Below are 16,660 nucleotides of genomic sequence, written 5' to 3'. Positions count from 1 at the left end.
ACAGTAAACACGGCCGCCCGGCCGGCCCGAGACTCTGCCGCATGCGCAGCTACCGAACCCTGTTCCGCACCCCGGAGTTCACCCCCTTCCTGCTCTCCTTCGCCGGCTTCGCCGCGGCCCAGACGATGGGTGCCCTGGCCCTCGGCACCCTCGTCTTCCGGGCCACGGGCTCTCCGCTCCTGTCGGCGGTGAGCATGTTCGGTCCACAGCTCGCGCAGCTGGTGGGGGCCACGTTCCTGCTCTCGGGCGCCGACCGGTTGCCCCCGCGCGCGATCCTGACCGGCCTGGCCCTCGCCTTCGCGGCCGGTACGGCGGTGCTGGCGCTGCCCGGTCTGCCGGTCCGGGCGGTCCTCGCGGTCGTACTGCTGCAGGGACTGGTCGCGTCGCTGGGCGGGGGAGTGCGTGGCGGGCTGCTGAACGACATCCTGTCCAAGGACGGCTATGTCCTTGGCCGTTCGGTCTACAACATGCTCTGGGGCCTGACCCAGGTGGCCGGTTTCGCGGTGGGTGGCGCACTGCTGGCGCTCCTGTCCCCGCGGACCTGCCTGCTCCTCGCGGCCGCGCTGTACCTGGTGTCGGCCCTCGTCAGCCGTCTGGGTCTCACGGCCCGCCCACCGCGTGCCACCGGCCGCCCGTCCCTCTCGGCGACCTGGCGCACCAACGCCCTCCTGTGGTCATCGCGTTCCCGCCGCCTCACCTACCTGGGCCTGTGGGTCCCCAACGGCCTGGTGGTGGGCGGCGATTCGCTCTACGTGTCCTACGCCCCCGGCGCCGCCGGCACGCTGTACGCGTGCGGGGCGCTGGGCATGTTCCTGGGCGACATGGCGGTGGGCCGCCTCGTGCCGCCCGCGGTGCGCCGCCGGCTCGCCACCCCGCTGCGCCTGCTGCTGGCGGTGCCCTACCTGTTCTTCGTCCTGCGGCCCGGGGTGGCGCTGTCGGCCGTGGCCGCCGCCGTCGCCTCCGTCGGCTTCGCCGCGAGCCTGGTCCTGCAGGAACGCCTGATGTCCCTCACCCCCGACGACCTCACCGGCCAGGCCCTCGGCCTGCACGCCACCGGCATGGCCGCCCTGCAGGGCGCCGGTGCGGCTCTCGCGGGCACGCTGGCCCAACTGACCTCCCCGGCCACGGCGATGACGCTGATGGCGGCCGGATCGGTCACCGTGACCCTGGTCCTCGCGGCGCTGGGCAGGCAGGAGGAACAGCGGCCGGCCGTCCCCGGTACGCGTCCGGGCGTGCGGACGGAACCCGCCGCCACCGACTAGGACCGGCCCCGGCTGCGGTGCCGGAGGACCGGGCGGCCGTCAGGGCCGGTGGCCGGTCATGCGGGCCGCAGAGGCGATCGTGGCGCGGGCCTCGAGTTCGGTCAGGCCGGTGCCGACGGCCGCTTCGATCAGGGGAGCCAGCAGGGCGGGACCGATGCCGTTCTCGTAGGCGCGGCAGGCCGCCCAGAACAGGCGGGTGTTGCGCTGGCCCTCGTGCGCGGTGAGCACGAAGTGGATCAGGCCCCGCCCGTGGTCGCCGGCCGGCGGCGGCGCCGGGTGCGCGGCGCGTGGCGGGGGCAGGAGCAGGCGCAGCAGGGCCGGCGGGCAGGCGGCGGGGGCCAGGTGGCCGGTTCCCGGAGCGGTCGCGTACACGCCGTGCTCGGTGCGGGAGCCGGGGCCGACGAGGTATCCGCCGGCGCCCCGGATGTCGATGCCGGGGGCGAGGCGGCCGGCGGAGTTGGGGACGACGGCGTCCGGCGGGCCGGTCAGCCACAGGTGGCGGCCGCCGCTCGGGGTGATCACCACGACCGTCTCGGGGATCGTGAACAGATGCCGCAGGGCCAGTTCGCGCAGCGCGGCCGAGGAGTCGGTGCCCGTCTTGGTGTCGAGGTCCACGCCGATGAGGTGGTGCGGGGGCAGCCCGCAGGCGATGCCGTAGCCGCCGGCCCAGGGCGCGGCGGCGAACAGCTCGCGGATACGGGCGGGGTCGGTGGAGGCGTCGTACACGCCGTGCCCGAAACGGCCGCACTCGCCGTGGCAGGAGGTGGGGCCGGGGTCGTCGTGGTGGGGGGAGCGCAGGGCCGGGAGCTTGCTCCGGGACAGGGGGATGACGGCCAGTCCGCGCTCGGCGGCTGACAGGGCGTGTGCGAGGGCCAGCGTCGTGGCCTGCCGGTCGGTGGTGGCCATGACTCTATGTTCGTACGTACGTTCGAAAAAGGAAAGGGGTGGCCGTGGGGGCGTGCCGGGAATGGGAATTCCAGCCGGAAATCGGGCGGAACGATTCGCCCCTTGCGTGGCTCGGGGAGTGGGGGATCCGTGCTGCGGGTTTGCGTGCCGTGAAGCGAAGAAAGGTGGTGAAAGGGGTTTATCGACATGTCATCACGCTTGCGTGCGAATGCCAGCGTCTGGGGTGGTTCGCCGGGATTCGGTGGGCAAGTCTGGATGCGCGACGTCGTTCACGACAGCCGAGCCGGTGGGCCAACCGCCTTGGCGCAAGCCGTACTTCACGGACCTCCGGCCGCTCCGGCCGGAAGGTGCCCGGTTCTGGAGGGACAACATGGCAAGTATCCGTACCGCCCGCGTTCTCGCCGCCGTCTCCGCACTACCGCTCGCAGCCGCTCTCTTCACCGGCGTCGCGGGTGCGGACAACGGCGCCCTCGCGGGCGACGGATCGACCGCCGGCGTGGCGAGCCTCGCCGGCAGCGGCGTCGGCCGTGACAACGGCGGGAACGTCGCGCAGATCAACGGCTCCGAGCTCACGGCCCTCCAGCAGGGCACCGAGAACGTGGCCTTCCACTTCACCCCGCTGTGGTGAGCCGGGGGCGGGGACCGTTGTGGTGAGGGTTCCCGCCGGGTGTGCTTCGGGGTCGTAGGACGGCTGCGCGGCGGTGCTTCGGTGCCGCCGCGCAGCCGTTTCCCGGTTCGCGGACCCCGGTGGCCGCCGGAGCCGGAGGGTGCCGGCCCCGGGACTGCTCCGGGGAGCCCGCGGGCGAGCCCGCAGGGGACAACCCGCAGAGACCGTCATCCCGCGGTCCACCTTCAGGAGGTGCGGACGGCCCCACCCCTACAACCTGAGGGGGACTTGGCATCGGGACCTGGGGCCGATCCGCGGGCGGCCGGTCCGCTCCTAGCGTGGAGCCATGACCACACCCGTCTGCACCAGCGCCTCGGCCGCCGCCGCACCGGCGCGGCAGACCCACTCGTTTCCGTCGTTCGCGTCGTACGTGCGGGCCCGCCAGCCGGTGCTGCTGCGCACCGCGCGGTCGCTGACCGCCAACCCGAGCGACGCCGAGGACCTGCTGCAGACCGCGCTGACCAAGACCTATGTGGCCTGGGAGCGGATCGAGGACCACCGGGCGCTGGACGGCTACGTGCGCCGGGCGCTGCTGAACACCCGTACCTCGCAGTGGCGCAAGCGCAGGGTGGACGAGTTCGTCTGCGACGAGCTGCCCGAGCCCGAGCCCGCGGGCGGCTCGGGGGACCCGGCCGAGCGGCAGGCGCTGCGCGACGCCATGTGGCGGGCGATCACCAGACTGCCCGCGCGGCAGCGGGCGATGGTCGTCCTCAGGTACTACGAGGACCTCAGCGAGGCTCAGACGGCCGAGGTGCTCGGCGTCTCGGTGGGCACGGTGAAGTCGGCGGTCTCCCGGGCCCTGAGCAAACTGCGCGAGGACCCCGAGCTCGGCCTGGTTCGCTAGGCCATGTCGCTCGGCACCCCGGGGTCCGTCGTCAAACTGTTTCTCTTCTCCTAGTGACATACCGCGCGGTATGTGCGCAGAATCAGCGCAACCCCGACCACCGCGTAGGCAAAGTCGCCCGGGAGGACCACCGTGCTGAGCACCATGCAGGACGTACCGCTGCTGATCTCGAGGATCCTGACCCACGGGTCGACGGTCCACGGGTCGTCGCGGGTGATCACCTGGACCGGCGAGGCCGAGCCGCACCGCCGTACCTTCGCCGAGATCGGGGCCCGCTCGGCACAGCTCGCCCACGCGCTGCGGGACGGACTCGGGGTGCGCGACGACGACCGTGTCGCGACGCTCATGTGGAACAACGCCGAGCACGTCGAGGCGTACTACGCCATCCCCTCCATGGGCGCGGTGCTGCACACGCTGAACCTGCGGCTGCCCGCCGAGCAGCTGGTGTGGATCGTCAACCACGCCGCCGACCGGGTGATCGTCGTCAATGGCTCGCTGATCCCGCTGCTCGCGCCGCTGCTGCCCAAGCTCCCGACGGTGGAGCACATCGTCGTCTCCGGTCCCGGCGACCGCGCCCCGCTCGAGGGCGCCACCGCGCGCGTGCACGAGTACGAGGAGCTGATCGCGGGCCGGCCCACCGCCTACGACTGGCCGGAGCTGGACGAGCGTCAGGCCGCCGCGATGTGCTACACCTCCGGCACCACCGGCGACCCCAAGGGCGTGGTGTACAGCCACCGTTCGATCTACCTGCACTCCATGCAGGTCAACATGACCGAGTCGATGGGCCTCACCGACCAGGACACCTCGCTGGTCGTGGTCCCCCAGTTCCACGTCAACGCCTGGGGCCTGCCGCACGCCACGTTCATGACCGGCGTGAACATGCTGATGCCGGACCGCTTCCTGCAGCCCGCCCCGCTCGCCGAGATGATCGAACGGGAGCGGCCGACGCACGCGGCGGCCGTCCCCACCATCTGGCAGGGCCTGCTCGCCGAGCTGACCGCCCGCCCCCGTGACGTCTCCGCCCTCACCCAGGTCACCATCGGCGGTTCGGCCTGCCCGCCCTCCCTCATGGAGGCCTTCGACGAGCTCGGCATGCGGGTCTGCCACGCCTGGGGCATGACGGAGACCTCCCCGCTGGGCACGGTGGCCCGCCCGCCGGCCCACTCGGTCGGCACCGACGAGGAGTTCGGCTACCGCCTGACCCAGGGCCGCTTCGCGGCCGGCGTGGAGGCCCGGCTCACCGGCCCCGGCGGCGAGCGCATCCCGTGGGACGGCGAGTCGGCGGGTGAACTGGAGGTGCGCGGCCCCTGGATCGCGGGCGCCTACTACAACGGCCCCGACGCCGAACCGCTCCGTCCCGCCGACAAGTTCAGTGCGGACGGCTGGCTGAAGACCGGCGACGTCGGCACCATCTCCCCCGACGGCTTCCTCACCCTCACCGACCGCGCCAAGGACGTCATCAAGTCCGGCGGCGAGTGGATCTCCTCGGTCGAGCTGGAGAACGCGCTCATGTCCCACCCGGACGTCGCGGAGGCCGCCGTGGTCGCCGTGCCGGACGAGAAGTGGGGCGAGCGCCCGCTGGCCACCGTGGTCCTCCGGGAGGGCGCGAGCACCGACTTCGAGACGCTGCGCGCGTTCCTCGCCGAGGAGGGAAAGATCGCCAAGTGGCAGCTCCCGGAGCGCTGGACGGTCATCGCCACGGTCCCGAAGACCAGCGTCGGGAAGTTCGACAAGAAGGTGCTCCGCAGGCAGTACGCGCAGGGCGGCCTGGACGTGACCAGGCTCGGCTGACGCCCGGCGCGTGAACGGACAGCCCCCGGCGTGTGCCGGGGGCTGTCCGTTCATGCGGGGCGAACGCCGCCTGTCAGGGCACTAGTTCGTGCCGATGCCGGCCAGCAGGTCGACGATCCGGCTCTGCACCTCGGGACTGGTGGACCGCTCGGCGAGGAACAGCACGGTCTCACCGGAGGCCAGCCGGGGCAGGTCGGCCGGATCGACGGCCGCGGTGTAGACGACGAGCGGGGTGCGGTTGAGCTGCCCGTTCGCACGCAGCCAGTCGATGATCCCGCTGAACCCGGCCTGCCGGCGGTGCACCTGCATCAGGTCCATCACCACCAGGTTCGGCCGGAACTGCCCCGCCAGCGTCACCGCGTCGCTGTCGCTCGCGGCCCGCGCCACCTGCATCCCGCGCCGCTCCAGCGTCGAGGTCAGCGCCAGCGCGATCTCCGCGTGCTCCTCGATCAGCAGCACGCGCGGCGGATGCTGCTCGCTGTCCCGCGGCGCCAGCGCCTTCAGCAGGACGGCGGGGTCGGCGCCGTACGCCGCCTCGCGCGTCGCCTGCCCGAGCCCGGCCGTGACCAGCACCGGCACCTCGGCGGCGACCGCCGCCTGGCGCAGCGACTGCAGCGCGGTACGGGTGATCGGCCCGGTGAGCGGGTCCACGAACAGCGCGGCGGGGAAGGCCGCGATCTGCGCGTCGACCTCCTCACGGGAGTGCACGACGACCGGCCGGTAGCCGCGGTCGCTCAGCGCCTGCTGGGTCGTCACGTCCGGCGCGGGCCACACCAGCAGCCGGCGCGGGTTGTCCAGCGGCTCCGGCGGCAGCTCGTCGTCCAGCGGCTGCGGACGCGGGGTGTCGGCGATCTCCACGGCCCCGCCGGGACCGTCCAGCGGCTCCGGCCCCTCGGCCGCGTTCGCGTCCGGGGCGCCTATGGCGTACGACCGTCCGCCGCCCTCGGCGGTGGGGGCGAGCCGGGACTGCCCCGCGAGCGAGGGCTGCGCGGGCGGCTGTTCGGCCGGCGGATGCGGCCGCGCGCCCTGCTCCGGCTGCGCCTCCTGGCGGGCCGCCGGGTCGGGCGGCGTGCCCAGCTTCCGCCGGCGGCCGGAACCGCCGGGCGCGTGCGGGGGCGGGGTGGGCGTCGGCTGCTGCACCTGCAGGGCCTGCCGCGCGAACGGCACGCCCTGCCCGAGCGTACGGACGCTGATCGCCCGGCCCTGAGTGGAGTTCGGGTCGGCTGCGTTCCCCGGTGCCTCGGAGGGCAGGGGCAGCGCGGCCGGCAGGGGCTGCGCGGCGGCGTGCTCCGGGGGCAGCGGGGTGCCGGTGGCGGGAGTGGTGGCCGGGTTCGGCCGCGGCGCCGGACCCGCCGGGGGTACGGCCACGCCCGCGCCGGAGGTGGCGTCGGCACCGGGCCACTGCTGCGGTACGGCGGCGGGGGTACCGGTGGCCGGACCGCCCTGGGCCACCGGCGCCTGACCGGCGGCCGCCTCGGCGGGCAGCGGCTGGGCGGCCGGAATCCCGGCCGGGGGAGTGGCCTGCGGGGCGGCGGGCTGCTGCCCCTGGACGGACGGGTGCGCCTCGGGGGCGGCCTGAGCGGGCAGCGGCACTCCCTGAGCCGGGGTGCCCTGTGCGGGTACGCCCTGACCCCGGGTGCCCTGCTGCGCGGGCAGTAGGGGCCGGCCGGGCGTGCCGGGGGCCACCTGCGCGGGAACCGGCCGGCCGGAGGGTACGGCCGCGGCCTGAGCGGCGGTGCCCTGCGCGGGCACGGCGGCGTGCGGTACCGCGGTCGGCTGACCGGGAGCGGCCTGAGCCGGCACACCGGCCTGAGCCGCGCCGCCCGGCTGCCCGGCGGGGCCCGCCGGTGCGGCCGTCCCCTGCGCCGGAATTCCGTGCCCCGGGACCGGCTGCCCGGCCGGTCCCGTGACGGCCTGCCCGGGGGCCGGCTGCGCGTGACCCGCCTGGGCCGGGGCCGCCTGCGCCGGAACGGCCCGTGCCGGAGCGTCGGCGGCCGGAGCGGGGCCCTGAACCGGCTCCGCCGCCTGCGCCGCCTCGCCCGGCTGGGCCACGGCCCGCCGGCGGCGGCCGGTCGGCGCGCTGGTGGGGTGCGGCTGCGGCGGGGTGTGGTCCTCGGCCTGGTCGGACGTCATGGCGTCGTGCCGGCCGTCGTCGTCCGTTCCGCCCGCGACGGCCACCGGGGTCTGGCCGACCACCGGCGCCGGTCCGGCGGATTCGGGTGAGCGGTCGGCCTCGGCGGGCGGCAGGGCGAAGACCGTACGGGCGCCGGACTCCTGCGCCGCGGCCCGCTCCTGCGCCGCGGCCAGCGCCCGCCGGCGCCGGCCGGTCGGCTGCGCGTCGTCGGCCGCACCGGCCTGGGCCTGCTCCGCACCGGCCGCGGGCAGCGCGGGCGGCAGGGCGGCCTGCGGTGCGTCCGCGTCCCGCCGGGCACGGCGGCCCGTGGGCACGGGCACGCCCTGCGGCGGCACGGCGCCGCCGAGTCCGTTGCCCGCGGCGGCGGTACCCGCGGCGTGCTCGGCCGCCGTCATCACGGCGCCCTCGCTCACGCCCTCGCCACCGGAGTCACCCGCACCGGGCTCGGCGGCCGGGCCGCGTCGCCGTCCGGTCCCGCCGTCCTGGGCCTCGGCCACGACCGGCGCCGCCGCCTCGACGGCGGCCGCCGCACGCCTGCGGCGCCGCCCGGTAGGCGATTGCGACTCCGTCCCGCCGTCGGCGGGCTCACCGGACCCGCCCGGAACGTCGCTCTCCAGGAAGGCGTCCGTCGAGGCCCGGCGCGCCCGGCGCCGGCCGCCACCGGTACCCGGCCCGGCGGCCTCCATCACAGCCTCCCCGGCGTCCGGGACCTGGGCGGCGACCGCCCCGGCCCCACCGCCGAGCGGCACCTCGAGCACATAGGCGCTGCCGCTCATGCCCGGCACCTCGTGCGTCTGCAGCACTCCGCCGTGCGCCCGGACGATCCCGCGCACGATCGGCTCGTGCACCGGGTCGCCCCCGCTGTACGGCCCGCGCACCTCGATCCGCGCGACCTCACCGCGCTGGGCGGCCGCGACCACGACCGTGTTGTCCAGGTATCCGCCCGCCGAGACGGGCGTGTTGCCGGTGGCGTCGACACCGGCCACGTCGGCGACGAGATGCGCGAGCGCGGTGGCGAGCCGCTGCGCGTCGACCTCGGCCTCGATGGGCGGCGCGTGCACGGCGAACTGCACCCGGCCGGGCCCGATCAGCTCGACGGCCCCGTCCACACCGGCCGCGACGACGGCGTCGAGCATCACCTTCGTCCGGGCGATGTCCTCGCTGCCGGCGTCGAGGTGCTGGTAGCCGAGCACGTTGTCGATCAGCGTGGTGATGCGCGAGTACCCGGCGGACAGGTGGTGGAGCACCTGGTTGGCCTCGGGCCACAGCTGTCCGGCGTCGTCGGCGGCGAGGGCGGACAGCTCGCGGCGCAGTTCGTCCAGGGGCCCGCGCAGCGACCGGCCCAGCAGCGTGAGCAGTTGCTCGTGCCGCCCGGCGAGCGCCTCGTAGCGGTCCTTCTCCCGCTCGCCGAGGGCGGCGTACCGCTCCTCGCCCGCCGCCAGCTCCTCCTGGTGCTGCTCGCGCAGTTCCTCCAGCTCGGTGACGTGCGCCTGGCGCAGCGCGGTCAGGTCGGAGGCGTGCTCCTCGGAGAGCCGCTCCAACTCCTCGGCGTGCGCCTTCTCCAGAGTGGACTTCTCGTCGGCGAGGTCGTCGTACGGCCGGCGGTCGGTGAAGGTCATCACGGCGCCGACGAGCTGGTCGCCGTCGCGCACGGGCGCGGTGGTCAGATCGACCGCGACCTGCTCCCCGCCCTTGGACCACAGCACCTGCCCGCGCACCCGGTGCTTGCGTCCGGAGCGCAGGGTGTCGGCGAGCGGGGACTCGTCGTACGGGAAGGGCGAGCCGTCGGCGCGCGAGTGCACCACGAGGGTGTGCAGCTCCTTGCCGCCCAGCTCACCGGCCCGGTACCCCAGTATCTGGGCGGCGGCCGGATTGACCAGCACGATCCGCCCGTCGGTGTCGGTACCGACGACACCCTCCGACGCCGCCCGCAGGATCATCTCGGTCTGCCGCTGCGAACGGGCCAGCTCGGCCTCGGTGTCCACGGTTCCCGACAGGTCCCGCACCACGAGCATCAGCAGCTCGTCACCGGTGTAGCCGTAACCGTCGTACGCCTGCTGCCCGTTCTCCAGATTCGCGCTCGTGACCTCGACCGGGAACTCCGTCCCGTCGGTCCGCCGCGCGATCATGCGGGTCGGCTTGGTCCGCCCGCGCGGGTCCATGTGATCGGGCCGCCGCATCGAACCGGGGATGAGCCGGGAGTCGAACTGCGGCAGCAGATCGAGCAGCCCGCGCCCGACGAGCGCGGTCCCCGGCGCCTCGAAGGCCTCCAGGGCGATGGTGTTGGCGTTGACGACGGTTCCGTTGGCGTTGACCAGGACCAACGCGTCGGGCAGCGCGTCGAGTATGGCTGCGAGGCGAGCAGCGCCTCGGGATGGCCTGCTGCTCACGAGACGCTTCCTCCTTGTTACCGCACCTTGCCTACCGCTCGGGCCATCTTGCCAACCGGCCCGCAGGGTGTCACGCGAGGGAGTCTAAAGGCACGGGTTGCGCTCGCGACGCCGGATGAGAGGGAGGTCGCACGACGAAGTGACGGCGAACATGTGACCGTACGCGTCCGTCGTGCGGCCGGCCGCTTCCCGGCCGCTTCCCGGCCGCGTTCCGCTCTCGTCCCGGCTCCGCGAGACCTTCGCGGGACCTTTACGTGAGCTGTGGCCGCACCGGGTACCGCCTACGCGGGCGAACCGAGGTCGGGGAGCAGCGGCACCATCCGGTCCCACCGCGTGATCTCGCATCCGTTGCCCCGCTCGTACGCGGCGTCGACCGGGCGTCCGGCCCAGGTGCCGGTGACCCGGGCGGTGGCCGGCCCGCCGTAGACCATGGTGCAGACACTGTCGGGGGCGACCGGGGCGAAGGTGTCCCGGCCCCACTGTGTGTTCGCGTCGAGCGCCCGGCAGGCTCCCGCCGCGTCCGGGTGGTTCCCGGCCGTGGGATGGCAGGTCACCTGGTACGTACCGTCCAGCCCGCGGCCCGCGTGCCGTACGACGACGGTGAGGTGATCACCGGTCTCGTCCTCGGGGCGCGCCGGCGGGGGCATGAGGCCCGCGCCGGGCGGGGTGGGCGCCAGGTTGGCGAGGTCGCCGAGGTGGGCGAGGTGGGCGAGGTGGGCGGCGGTGGCGGCCGGTGCCGCCGAGGCGGCTGGGGCGGCCGTGGCCGGTGCGGCGGCGAGGGCGGACAGGGACGGGACCGAGAGGGCGGCGAGGGCCGACACCAGGACGCCCCGCGGGACGACCGACATGACAGAGACCATGCCCTGATCAACGCCCAGGGCCCCCGGACGTTGCGGCGCCGCACCGCCGGGCGAAGCCCTTTGCCCTGTGACCCCGGTGCCTAGTACCGTGGGGGTCGATTGGTGACAGCACGCTCGACTGTGTCATCATCTGCACGCACCAGTCGCGCGCTCGCGTGAGTGGTTGTGCTGGAGGCGTCGCCTAGTCCGGTCTATGGCGCCGCACTGCTAATGCGGTTTGGGCCTTAAAGCCCATCGAGGGTTCAAATCCCTCCGCCTCCGCGCCCATCCCGAAGCCCCGGTCCCAGGACCGGGGCTTCGGCGTTGTCGACTCCACTCGCCCTCATCCGCGTTTTCGCAGGTCACAAGGGGTATGCGAATCGGATTTCACATGACGGCGGCAGTCATGTAATGTTCTTCCTGTCGCCGCGAGCGGGCCGGAAGGGCCGGGAGCGAAGGACAAAAACTAAAGAACAAGCACTCGTAGCTTAACGGATAGAGCATCTGACTACGGATCAGAAGGTTGCAGGTTCGAATCCTGCCGAGTGCACACAGGTTTAAGGCCCCGGAGAGATCCGGGGTCTTCTGCGTTTCCGGAAAAGTGCCGGACCCGCCGCGGCCCGCCGGCGCTGGAACGGGCTCGCGGGGGAGGCGGTTGCTCAGCACTCCTCCTGCGGGTCGTTGCGGTTCAGCTTCTCCAGGTACTCGTGGGCCAGTGCCGTCGCCCGGGTGAACCAGTCGGTGATGACCGACAGCTCCTCGGGGGAGTAGTCGGCGAACAGGGCCGTGACGCGCTGGTAGTGGCCCGCGTACACGGCCTCGACGCGGGTCACCGCGGCCGGGACGGGGGCCACCCGGACGCGGCGGCGGTCGGTGGGGTCGGGGCGGCGGGTGACGTAGCCCGCGCGTTCGAGGCGGTTGAGGATTCCGGTGACCGCGCCGGTGGTCACGTGGGCCCGGGCCGCGAGGTCGCCGGCCGTGAGCAGTTCCTCGCCCGCCTCCAGGACGAAGCCGAAGCAGGTGAGGTCGGTGACGTTCAGGCCCAGCCGCCGGGCCAGTTCCTGCTGGCCGATCAGGTGGGCGGCGATGAGGTGGTCCATCGCCGACAGCGCCTGCGCCGGATCGGCGGGCGGTCGGAGCGTGCCGTCCATCTTCCTCAATCCCTTAGCTCGTGAGATATTCGGTCGGTAAATGTCTTAGTCCGTGAGGGAACTTTTGTCGCTGTCCCTGGAGGCGGCCTTATGAGTCTGTACGACGAGGGTCACACGATCGCCGGCTGGACCGGCGCCGGCGTCGCGACCGTCGGAAGCGGCGTGCTGGGGTGGGGCGTGTGCGCCGCCTCGGCGGCGGGGGTGGCCGGCGGCCTGGCCGTCGTCGCCGTGAGCGTCCTGGTGACCTGGGCGCTGCACCTGTCCGGCTGGGGCAAGCCGCCGGGCGTGCGGCCACGGGCGCAGTGGGGCATGCGGGTCCGCGACACCCAGGCCCGCGCGGGACACCCGGACTGCGTCAGCTGCCGCCTGGCGGGACGGGGGCGGCAGAGCGCGAACGCCGTGGTGGCGGTGCCGGGCGAGGCGGGCGCGGAATCGATACCTCTGTCTCCTATCGAGTGAATGTGCTTTCTGTGCCCGGGTGTTGACGATCATCCTGCCTGGCTTCCGGGATGGAGGTGATGCTCGATGTACGAGCAGAACGACACGGCGACGGAACGGTCGGCGGTACGGCAGCAGGACGCGATCGACATCGGCGACTTCGTGTTCGCGGCCACGGGGGCGCGAGTGCGGAGGCTCACGACGCCGGAGGGCGAGCACTGGTTTCCGGCTGTGGACGTGGCCGTCAGTCTCGGCTACGCGAACACGCGGCAGGCGCTGTCGTGGCATGTCGCAGCAGATTGTCAGCAGATTGTCAGCAGAGTATCGGGGATCTTGCTGGAAGCGTCTATGGACTAGACGCTTCGAGCAAAATTGCAGGTCATGGACTCAAGAAGTCGATGCGGATGGTGAATCGACGCGGATTGATCGCGCTCGTCAACGGTTGCACCAAGCCGGAGTGCGCGCCCTTCAAGGCCTGGGTGTCGGAGGTCGTCGAAACCGTCCAGCGTGACGGTTCCTACTCCCTCGACCTTGCCCCCGTGCAACCCGCCCCCACCGGCGGTACCGCCTACCTCATGCCCCAGCCGATCGCCGATGCCATCGTCCGGCTGGAGGAGGTGGCGAGCCGTACCGGGCTCACGCTCGGCCGGGTCCACGACTGTGTGCGCATGCTGATCAAGCGAGGGTGTGTGCGGCAGGTGGGGAGCGCGGAGGACGGGGTGCCGGTGTACGTCCTGCCGTAGCCCGGCGACACCGGCGAAGGGCCCGAAGCCGCATCGCGAGGTTGCGGCTTCGGTCCCCTGCGTACCGTAGCGCTCGCGATCGCCCCAAGGGCACTGTCAGTGCTCCCCTCTACCCTCAAGAGTGATGGGACGCGTGTGGAAGTGCTCGGGGCTGCGGTGGACGTCCGGTGGTCCCGTGCTGGTCTGGGACGGGGGGCGGCGCAGTGGGCTGTCCTGGGGGAAGAGGGTGGCCTTCGCCGTGCCGGAGGGGGCCGTGCGGCGGTGTGTGGGGGCCCGGGGGAACGCGTGTCCGGTGGCGGCCGGGGTGCCGGGGCGGAGCAGGGGGGCCCGGTGCGAGGAGTGCGCGCGGCTGGACCGGGCGCACTCGGTGGCCGCGGACACCCTCGCCGATGATCCGCGGCCGTACCGGGTGTACCTGGCCTGGTTCGGGCCCGGCCTGGTCAAGGTCGGGATCACCGCCGTCGAGCGCGGTCCGGTCCGGCTGCTCGAACAGGGCGCCGTCTGTTACACCTGGCTGGGTGCCGGTCCGCTGATGGCGGCCCGGCGGACGGAGGAACTGCTGCGGGCCGCGCTCCGGGTGCCGGACCGGATCCCGTACGCGGACAAGCGGGCCGTGCGGGCGGCGTTGCCCGGGACGGCGGCCGAACGGGCGGCCGAGGTGGAGGAGTTGCACGCGCGGGCCGTCGCGCTCGGAGGGTGGCCGGAGTCGCTGAGCCGGAAGCCGTGCCGGGTGGTGGACCACGTGGAGCGGTTCGGGCTGCTCACCCCGGCGGCAGCGGCGGCCGCCGGGGAGGTGGTGGAGCTGGTGCCGGGCGGGGCCGTGAGCGGGGAGCTGGTCGCGGCCGCCGGGCCCGATCTGCATCTGGCGGTCGGCGGGCGGCACGGGGTCGTCGTCCTCGACACGCGGCTGATGAGCGGGTGGGAGGTGGTTCCCCGGGCGTCGGACTCCGGTGAACCCGGTGAACTCGGTCTTCCGGTACGAGAGTTCGCGAGGGAGCCCGACGGGCTGTTCTGAGGCGCGGGAGGGGATGGGCGGTTCCCAGGTGTTCCCTGAGAACCGCCTGTGTGTTTCTCAGGAAAATCACAGACTGGGGAAAGCGTCTTCTCAGAGGACCCCGACAGGGTGTCCACCATGACCACGATCTCGCCCCAGGGGCGCACCGAACTGCTGAGGCCGGACGGGAGCCCCGTCCGCGTGCTTGTGGTGGACGACGAACTGTCGATCACCGAACTGCTGAGCATGGCTCTTCGCTACGAGGGCTGGCAGATCAGGAGCGCGGGCGACGGGCAGGGCGCCATACGGACGGCCCGCGAGTTCCGGCCCGACGCCGTCGTCCTGGACATGATGCTGCCGGACATGGACGGGCTGACCGTCCTCCAGCGGCTGCGCCGCGATCTGCCCGACGTGCCCGTGCTCTTCCTGACCGCCAAGGACGCGGTCGAGGACCGGATCGCCGGGCTCACCGCGGGCGGCGACGACTACGTCACCAAGCCGTTCAGCCTGGAGGAGGTCGTGGCCCGGCTGCGCGGGCTGATCCGGCGCTCCGGCGCGGCCGACCGGAGGTCCGACTCCATGCTCGTCGTCGGTGACCTGACCCTGGACGAGGACAGCCACGAGGTGTCGCGGGGCGGGGACAACATCCACCTGACCGCGACCGAGTTCGAGCTGCTGCGCTTCCTGATGCGCAATCCGCGGCGCGTCCTCAGCAAGGCGCAGATCCTGGACCGCGTGTGGTCGTACGACTTCGGCGGGCAGGCCAACGTCGTCGAGCTGTACATCTCCTATCTGCGCAGGAAGATCGACGCCGGCCGGGAGCCGATGATCCACACCCGCCGTGGGGCCGGTTATCTGATCAAGCCCGCCGTGTCATGAGCGGACGACGACGGCCGCGTCCGCGGAGACGAGCGGGACAGCCGCGCACCCTGCGGACCCGGCTCGTCGTCGCGTCGGTGGTGCTGATCGCCGTGGTCTGCTCGGTGATCGGCACCGTCACCACGCTGGCGCTGCGCTCGCATCTGTACGACCAGCTCAACGGGCAGCTCGACGAGGTGGCCAGACGCGCGTCCGGTTCCTTCGGCCCGCCAGGCGAGGAGCCCGGGGGCGGCATGGCACCGGGCGGGCAGAAGCCCAAGACCCATCCCCCGGTCCTCACCAGCTTCGTCACCAAGGGCCCGCAGCCGCAGGGCACCATCGCGGCCGTGGTCGAGAACGGTGTGATCACCGACGCCGAGCGTGGCAAGCAGTCTCCCAGCGATTTCGAGATGGAACCGAAGCCGCTGACCAAGGCGCAGATCGCCGTCCTCCAGGCCGTTCCGCGGGAGGACGGGGGACAGCACACCGTCGACGTCCCCGGCCTCGGCACGTACCGGGTCGAGTACCGGACCGGTGACAACGGCGCCTACTACGTCGCCGTACCGACGGCCTCGGTCGACAGCACGATCGACACCCTGATCCTCGTCGAGATCAGCGTCACCGCGGCCGGTCTCGTCGCCGCCGTCATCGCCGGATACGCGCTCGTCGGCGTCGCCACCCGACCCCTGCGCAAGGTCGCCGCCACCGCCACCCGGGTCTCCGAACTGCGCCTGCACACCGGTGAGGTGAACCTGAGCGAGCGGGTGCCCGACGCGGAGTGCGACCCGCACACCGAGGTCGGCCAGGTGGGCGCCGCGCTCAACCGCCTGCTCGACCATGTGCACGGCGCGCTGCACGCCCGGCAGCAGAGCGAGACCCGGGTACGGCAGTTCGTCGCCGACGCCAGCCACGAACTGCGCACGCCGCTCTCCTCCATCCGCGGCTACGCCGAGCTCACACGGCGCGGACGCGAACAGGTCGGACCCGACACCCGGCACGCCCTCGGCCGTATCGAGTCCGAGGCCGGACGGATGACCCTGCTCGTCGAGGACCTCCTCCTGCTCGCCCGGCTCGACGCCGGACGCCCGCTGCAGTTCGAGCAGACCGATCTCGTGCCGCTCGTCGTCGACACCGTCAGCGACGCCCGCGCGGCCGGCCTGGACCACAACTGGCGGCTCGACCTGCCCGACACACCGGCGCCGGTGTCCGCGGACGCGGCCCGCCTGCAGCAGGTGCTGGTCAACCTGCTGGGCAACGCCCGCAACCACACCCCGCCGGGGACGACCGTCACCGCGCGCGTGCAGCGGCGCGGGGCGTGGATGTGCGTCGCCGTCGAGGACAACGGGCCGGGCATCCCGGCCGAGCTGCTGCCGCACGTCTTCGAGCGGTTCGCCCGCGGGGACTCCGCCCGCTCGCGGGCCACCGGGTCCACCGGCCTGGGGCTCGCCATCGTGCAGGCCGTCGCGGCCGCGCACGGCGGCTCCGTGACCGTGGACAGCGTGCCGGGGCGGACGGTCTTCACCGTGCACCTGCCCGCGCTCGGCCCCACCGAGGTGCGCCCGGACCCCGCGACGAACTGGGAATCGCACTCACAGGCACGGCACAGTGCCACCACATGGGTGGAACAGGGCGCCTGAGGAGAG

Annotated in this window: 14 protein-coding genes and 2 tRNA genes; 12 read left to right on the top strand and 4 right to left on the bottom strand. The window is 73.4% G+C overall.

Translation table 11 applies throughout. The features are described 5' to 3' along the window. Positions 1–41 precede the first annotated feature (41 nt). Positions 42–1,262 (top strand): MFS transporter, encoded by a 1,221-nt coding sequence (locus tag ABZ478_RS24600; protein WP_359552747.1) that lies wholly within the window; start codon positions 42–44, stop codon positions 1,260–1,262. A gap of 39 nt (positions 1,263–1,301) precedes the next feature. On the opposite strand, the gene ABZ478_RS24595 is transcribed toward ABZ478_RS24600, so the two are convergent. Continuing rightward, on the bottom strand, positions 1,302–2,168 hold the full coding sequence (locus ABZ478_RS24595) for a bifunctional DNA primase/polymerase (protein WP_359552745.1): 867 nt from the start codon (positions 2,166–2,168) through the stop codon (positions 1,302–1,304). Positions 2,169–2,538: 370 nt separating this feature from the next. Between ABZ478_RS24595 and ABZ478_RS24590 the strand changes: the two genes are divergently transcribed. From ABZ478_RS24590 to ABZ478_RS24580, 3 genes are all read left to right on the top strand, one after another. Then, positions 2,539–2,796 (top strand): hypothetical protein, encoded by a 258-nt coding sequence (locus tag ABZ478_RS24590; RefSeq protein ID WP_358929822.1) that lies wholly within the window; start codon positions 2,539–2,541, stop codon positions 2,794–2,796. A 325-nt stretch (positions 2,797–3,121) separates the two neighbouring features. Continuing rightward, the gene (locus ABZ478_RS24585; RefSeq protein WP_359552743.1) at positions 3,122–3,679 is read left to right on the top strand and encodes a SigE family RNA polymerase sigma factor; all 558 of its coding nucleotides are present in this window, start codon (positions 3,122–3,124) and stop codon (positions 3,677–3,679) included. Between the two features lie 132 nt (positions 3,680–3,811). Further along, positions 3,812–5,470 (top strand): long-chain fatty acid--CoA ligase, encoded by a 1,659-nt coding sequence (locus ABZ478_RS24580; RefSeq protein ID WP_359552741.1) that lies wholly within the window; start codon positions 3,812–3,814, stop codon positions 5,468–5,470. 81 nt (positions 5,471–5,551) lie between these two features. On the opposite strand, the gene ABZ478_RS24575 is transcribed toward ABZ478_RS24580, so the two are convergent. Next, positions 5,552–9,994, bottom strand: coding sequence for a PAS domain-containing protein (locus ABZ478_RS24575; RefSeq protein ID WP_359552739.1), 4,443 nt, complete (start codon positions 9,992–9,994; stop codon positions 5,552–5,554). Between the two features lie 281 nt (positions 9,995–10,275). Further along, on the bottom strand, positions 10,276–10,842 hold the full coding sequence (locus ABZ478_RS24570; protein ID WP_359552737.1) for an SSI family serine proteinase inhibitor: 567 nt from the start codon (positions 10,840–10,842) through the stop codon (positions 10,276–10,278). A gap of 182 nt (positions 10,843–11,024) precedes the next feature. On the opposite strand from ABZ478_RS24570, the gene ABZ478_RS24565 reads away from it, so the two are divergent. Further along, positions 11,025–11,115: transfer RNA gene (locus tag ABZ478_RS24565), tRNA-Ser, on the top strand. A 195-nt stretch (positions 11,116–11,310) separates the two neighbouring features. After that, positions 11,311–11,383: transfer RNA gene (locus tag ABZ478_RS24560), tRNA-Arg, on the top strand. Positions 11,384–11,492: 109 nt separating this feature from the next. On the opposite strand, the gene ABZ478_RS24555 is transcribed toward ABZ478_RS24560, so the two are convergent. Further along, complete coding sequence (locus ABZ478_RS24555) at positions 11,493–11,984, bottom strand: MarR family transcriptional regulator (protein ID WP_359552735.1); 492 nt, start codon at positions 11,982–11,984, stop codon at positions 11,493–11,495. A gap of 90 nt (positions 11,985–12,074) precedes the next feature. Between ABZ478_RS24555 and ABZ478_RS24550 the strand changes: the two genes are divergently transcribed. The 6 genes from ABZ478_RS24550 (at position 12,075) to ABZ478_RS24525 (ending at position 16,654) form a co-directional block, all read left to right on the top strand. After that, positions 12,075–12,443: an HGxxPAAW family protein gene (locus ABZ478_RS24550; RefSeq protein WP_359552733.1), complete on the top strand. Its 369-nt coding sequence runs from the start codon at positions 12,075–12,077 to the stop codon at positions 12,441–12,443. Between the two features lie 66 nt (positions 12,444–12,509). After that, a complete protein-coding gene (locus ABZ478_RS24545; RefSeq protein WP_359552731.1) occupies positions 12,510–12,779 on the top strand; it encodes a BRO family protein in 270 nt (89 codons plus the stop codon). Positions 12,780–12,826: 47 nt separating this feature from the next. Continuing rightward, entirely contained in the window at positions 12,827–13,165 is a 339-nt protein-coding gene (locus tag ABZ478_RS24540; protein WP_359552729.1) for a hypothetical protein, read from the top strand. 124 nt (positions 13,166–13,289) lie between these two features. Further along, complete coding sequence (locus ABZ478_RS24535; protein WP_359552727.1) at positions 13,290–14,180, top strand: DUF2797 domain-containing protein; 891 nt, start codon at positions 13,290–13,292, stop codon at positions 14,178–14,180. A 117-nt stretch (positions 14,181–14,297) separates the two neighbouring features. Next, a complete protein-coding gene (locus ABZ478_RS24530; protein WP_359552725.1) occupies positions 14,298–15,038 on the top strand; it encodes a response regulator transcription factor in 741 nt (246 codons plus the stop codon). After that, positions 15,035–16,654: a HAMP domain-containing sensor histidine kinase gene (locus tag ABZ478_RS24525; protein WP_359552723.1), complete on the top strand. Its 1,620-nt coding sequence runs from the start codon at positions 15,035–15,037 to the stop codon at positions 16,652–16,654. Before ABZ478_RS24530 ends, ABZ478_RS24525 begins: the two co-directional genes overlap by 4 nt. Positions 16,655–16,660 lie beyond the last annotated feature (6 nt).

It is taken from the genome of Streptomyces sp. NPDC005706 (genome assembly GCF_040631045.1).
In the GTDB taxonomy this organism is placed as follows: Bacteria; Actinomycetota; Actinomycetes; order Streptomycetales; family Streptomycetaceae; genus Streptomyces.
This window is presented reverse-complemented; position numbering and strand designations above follow the sequence as displayed.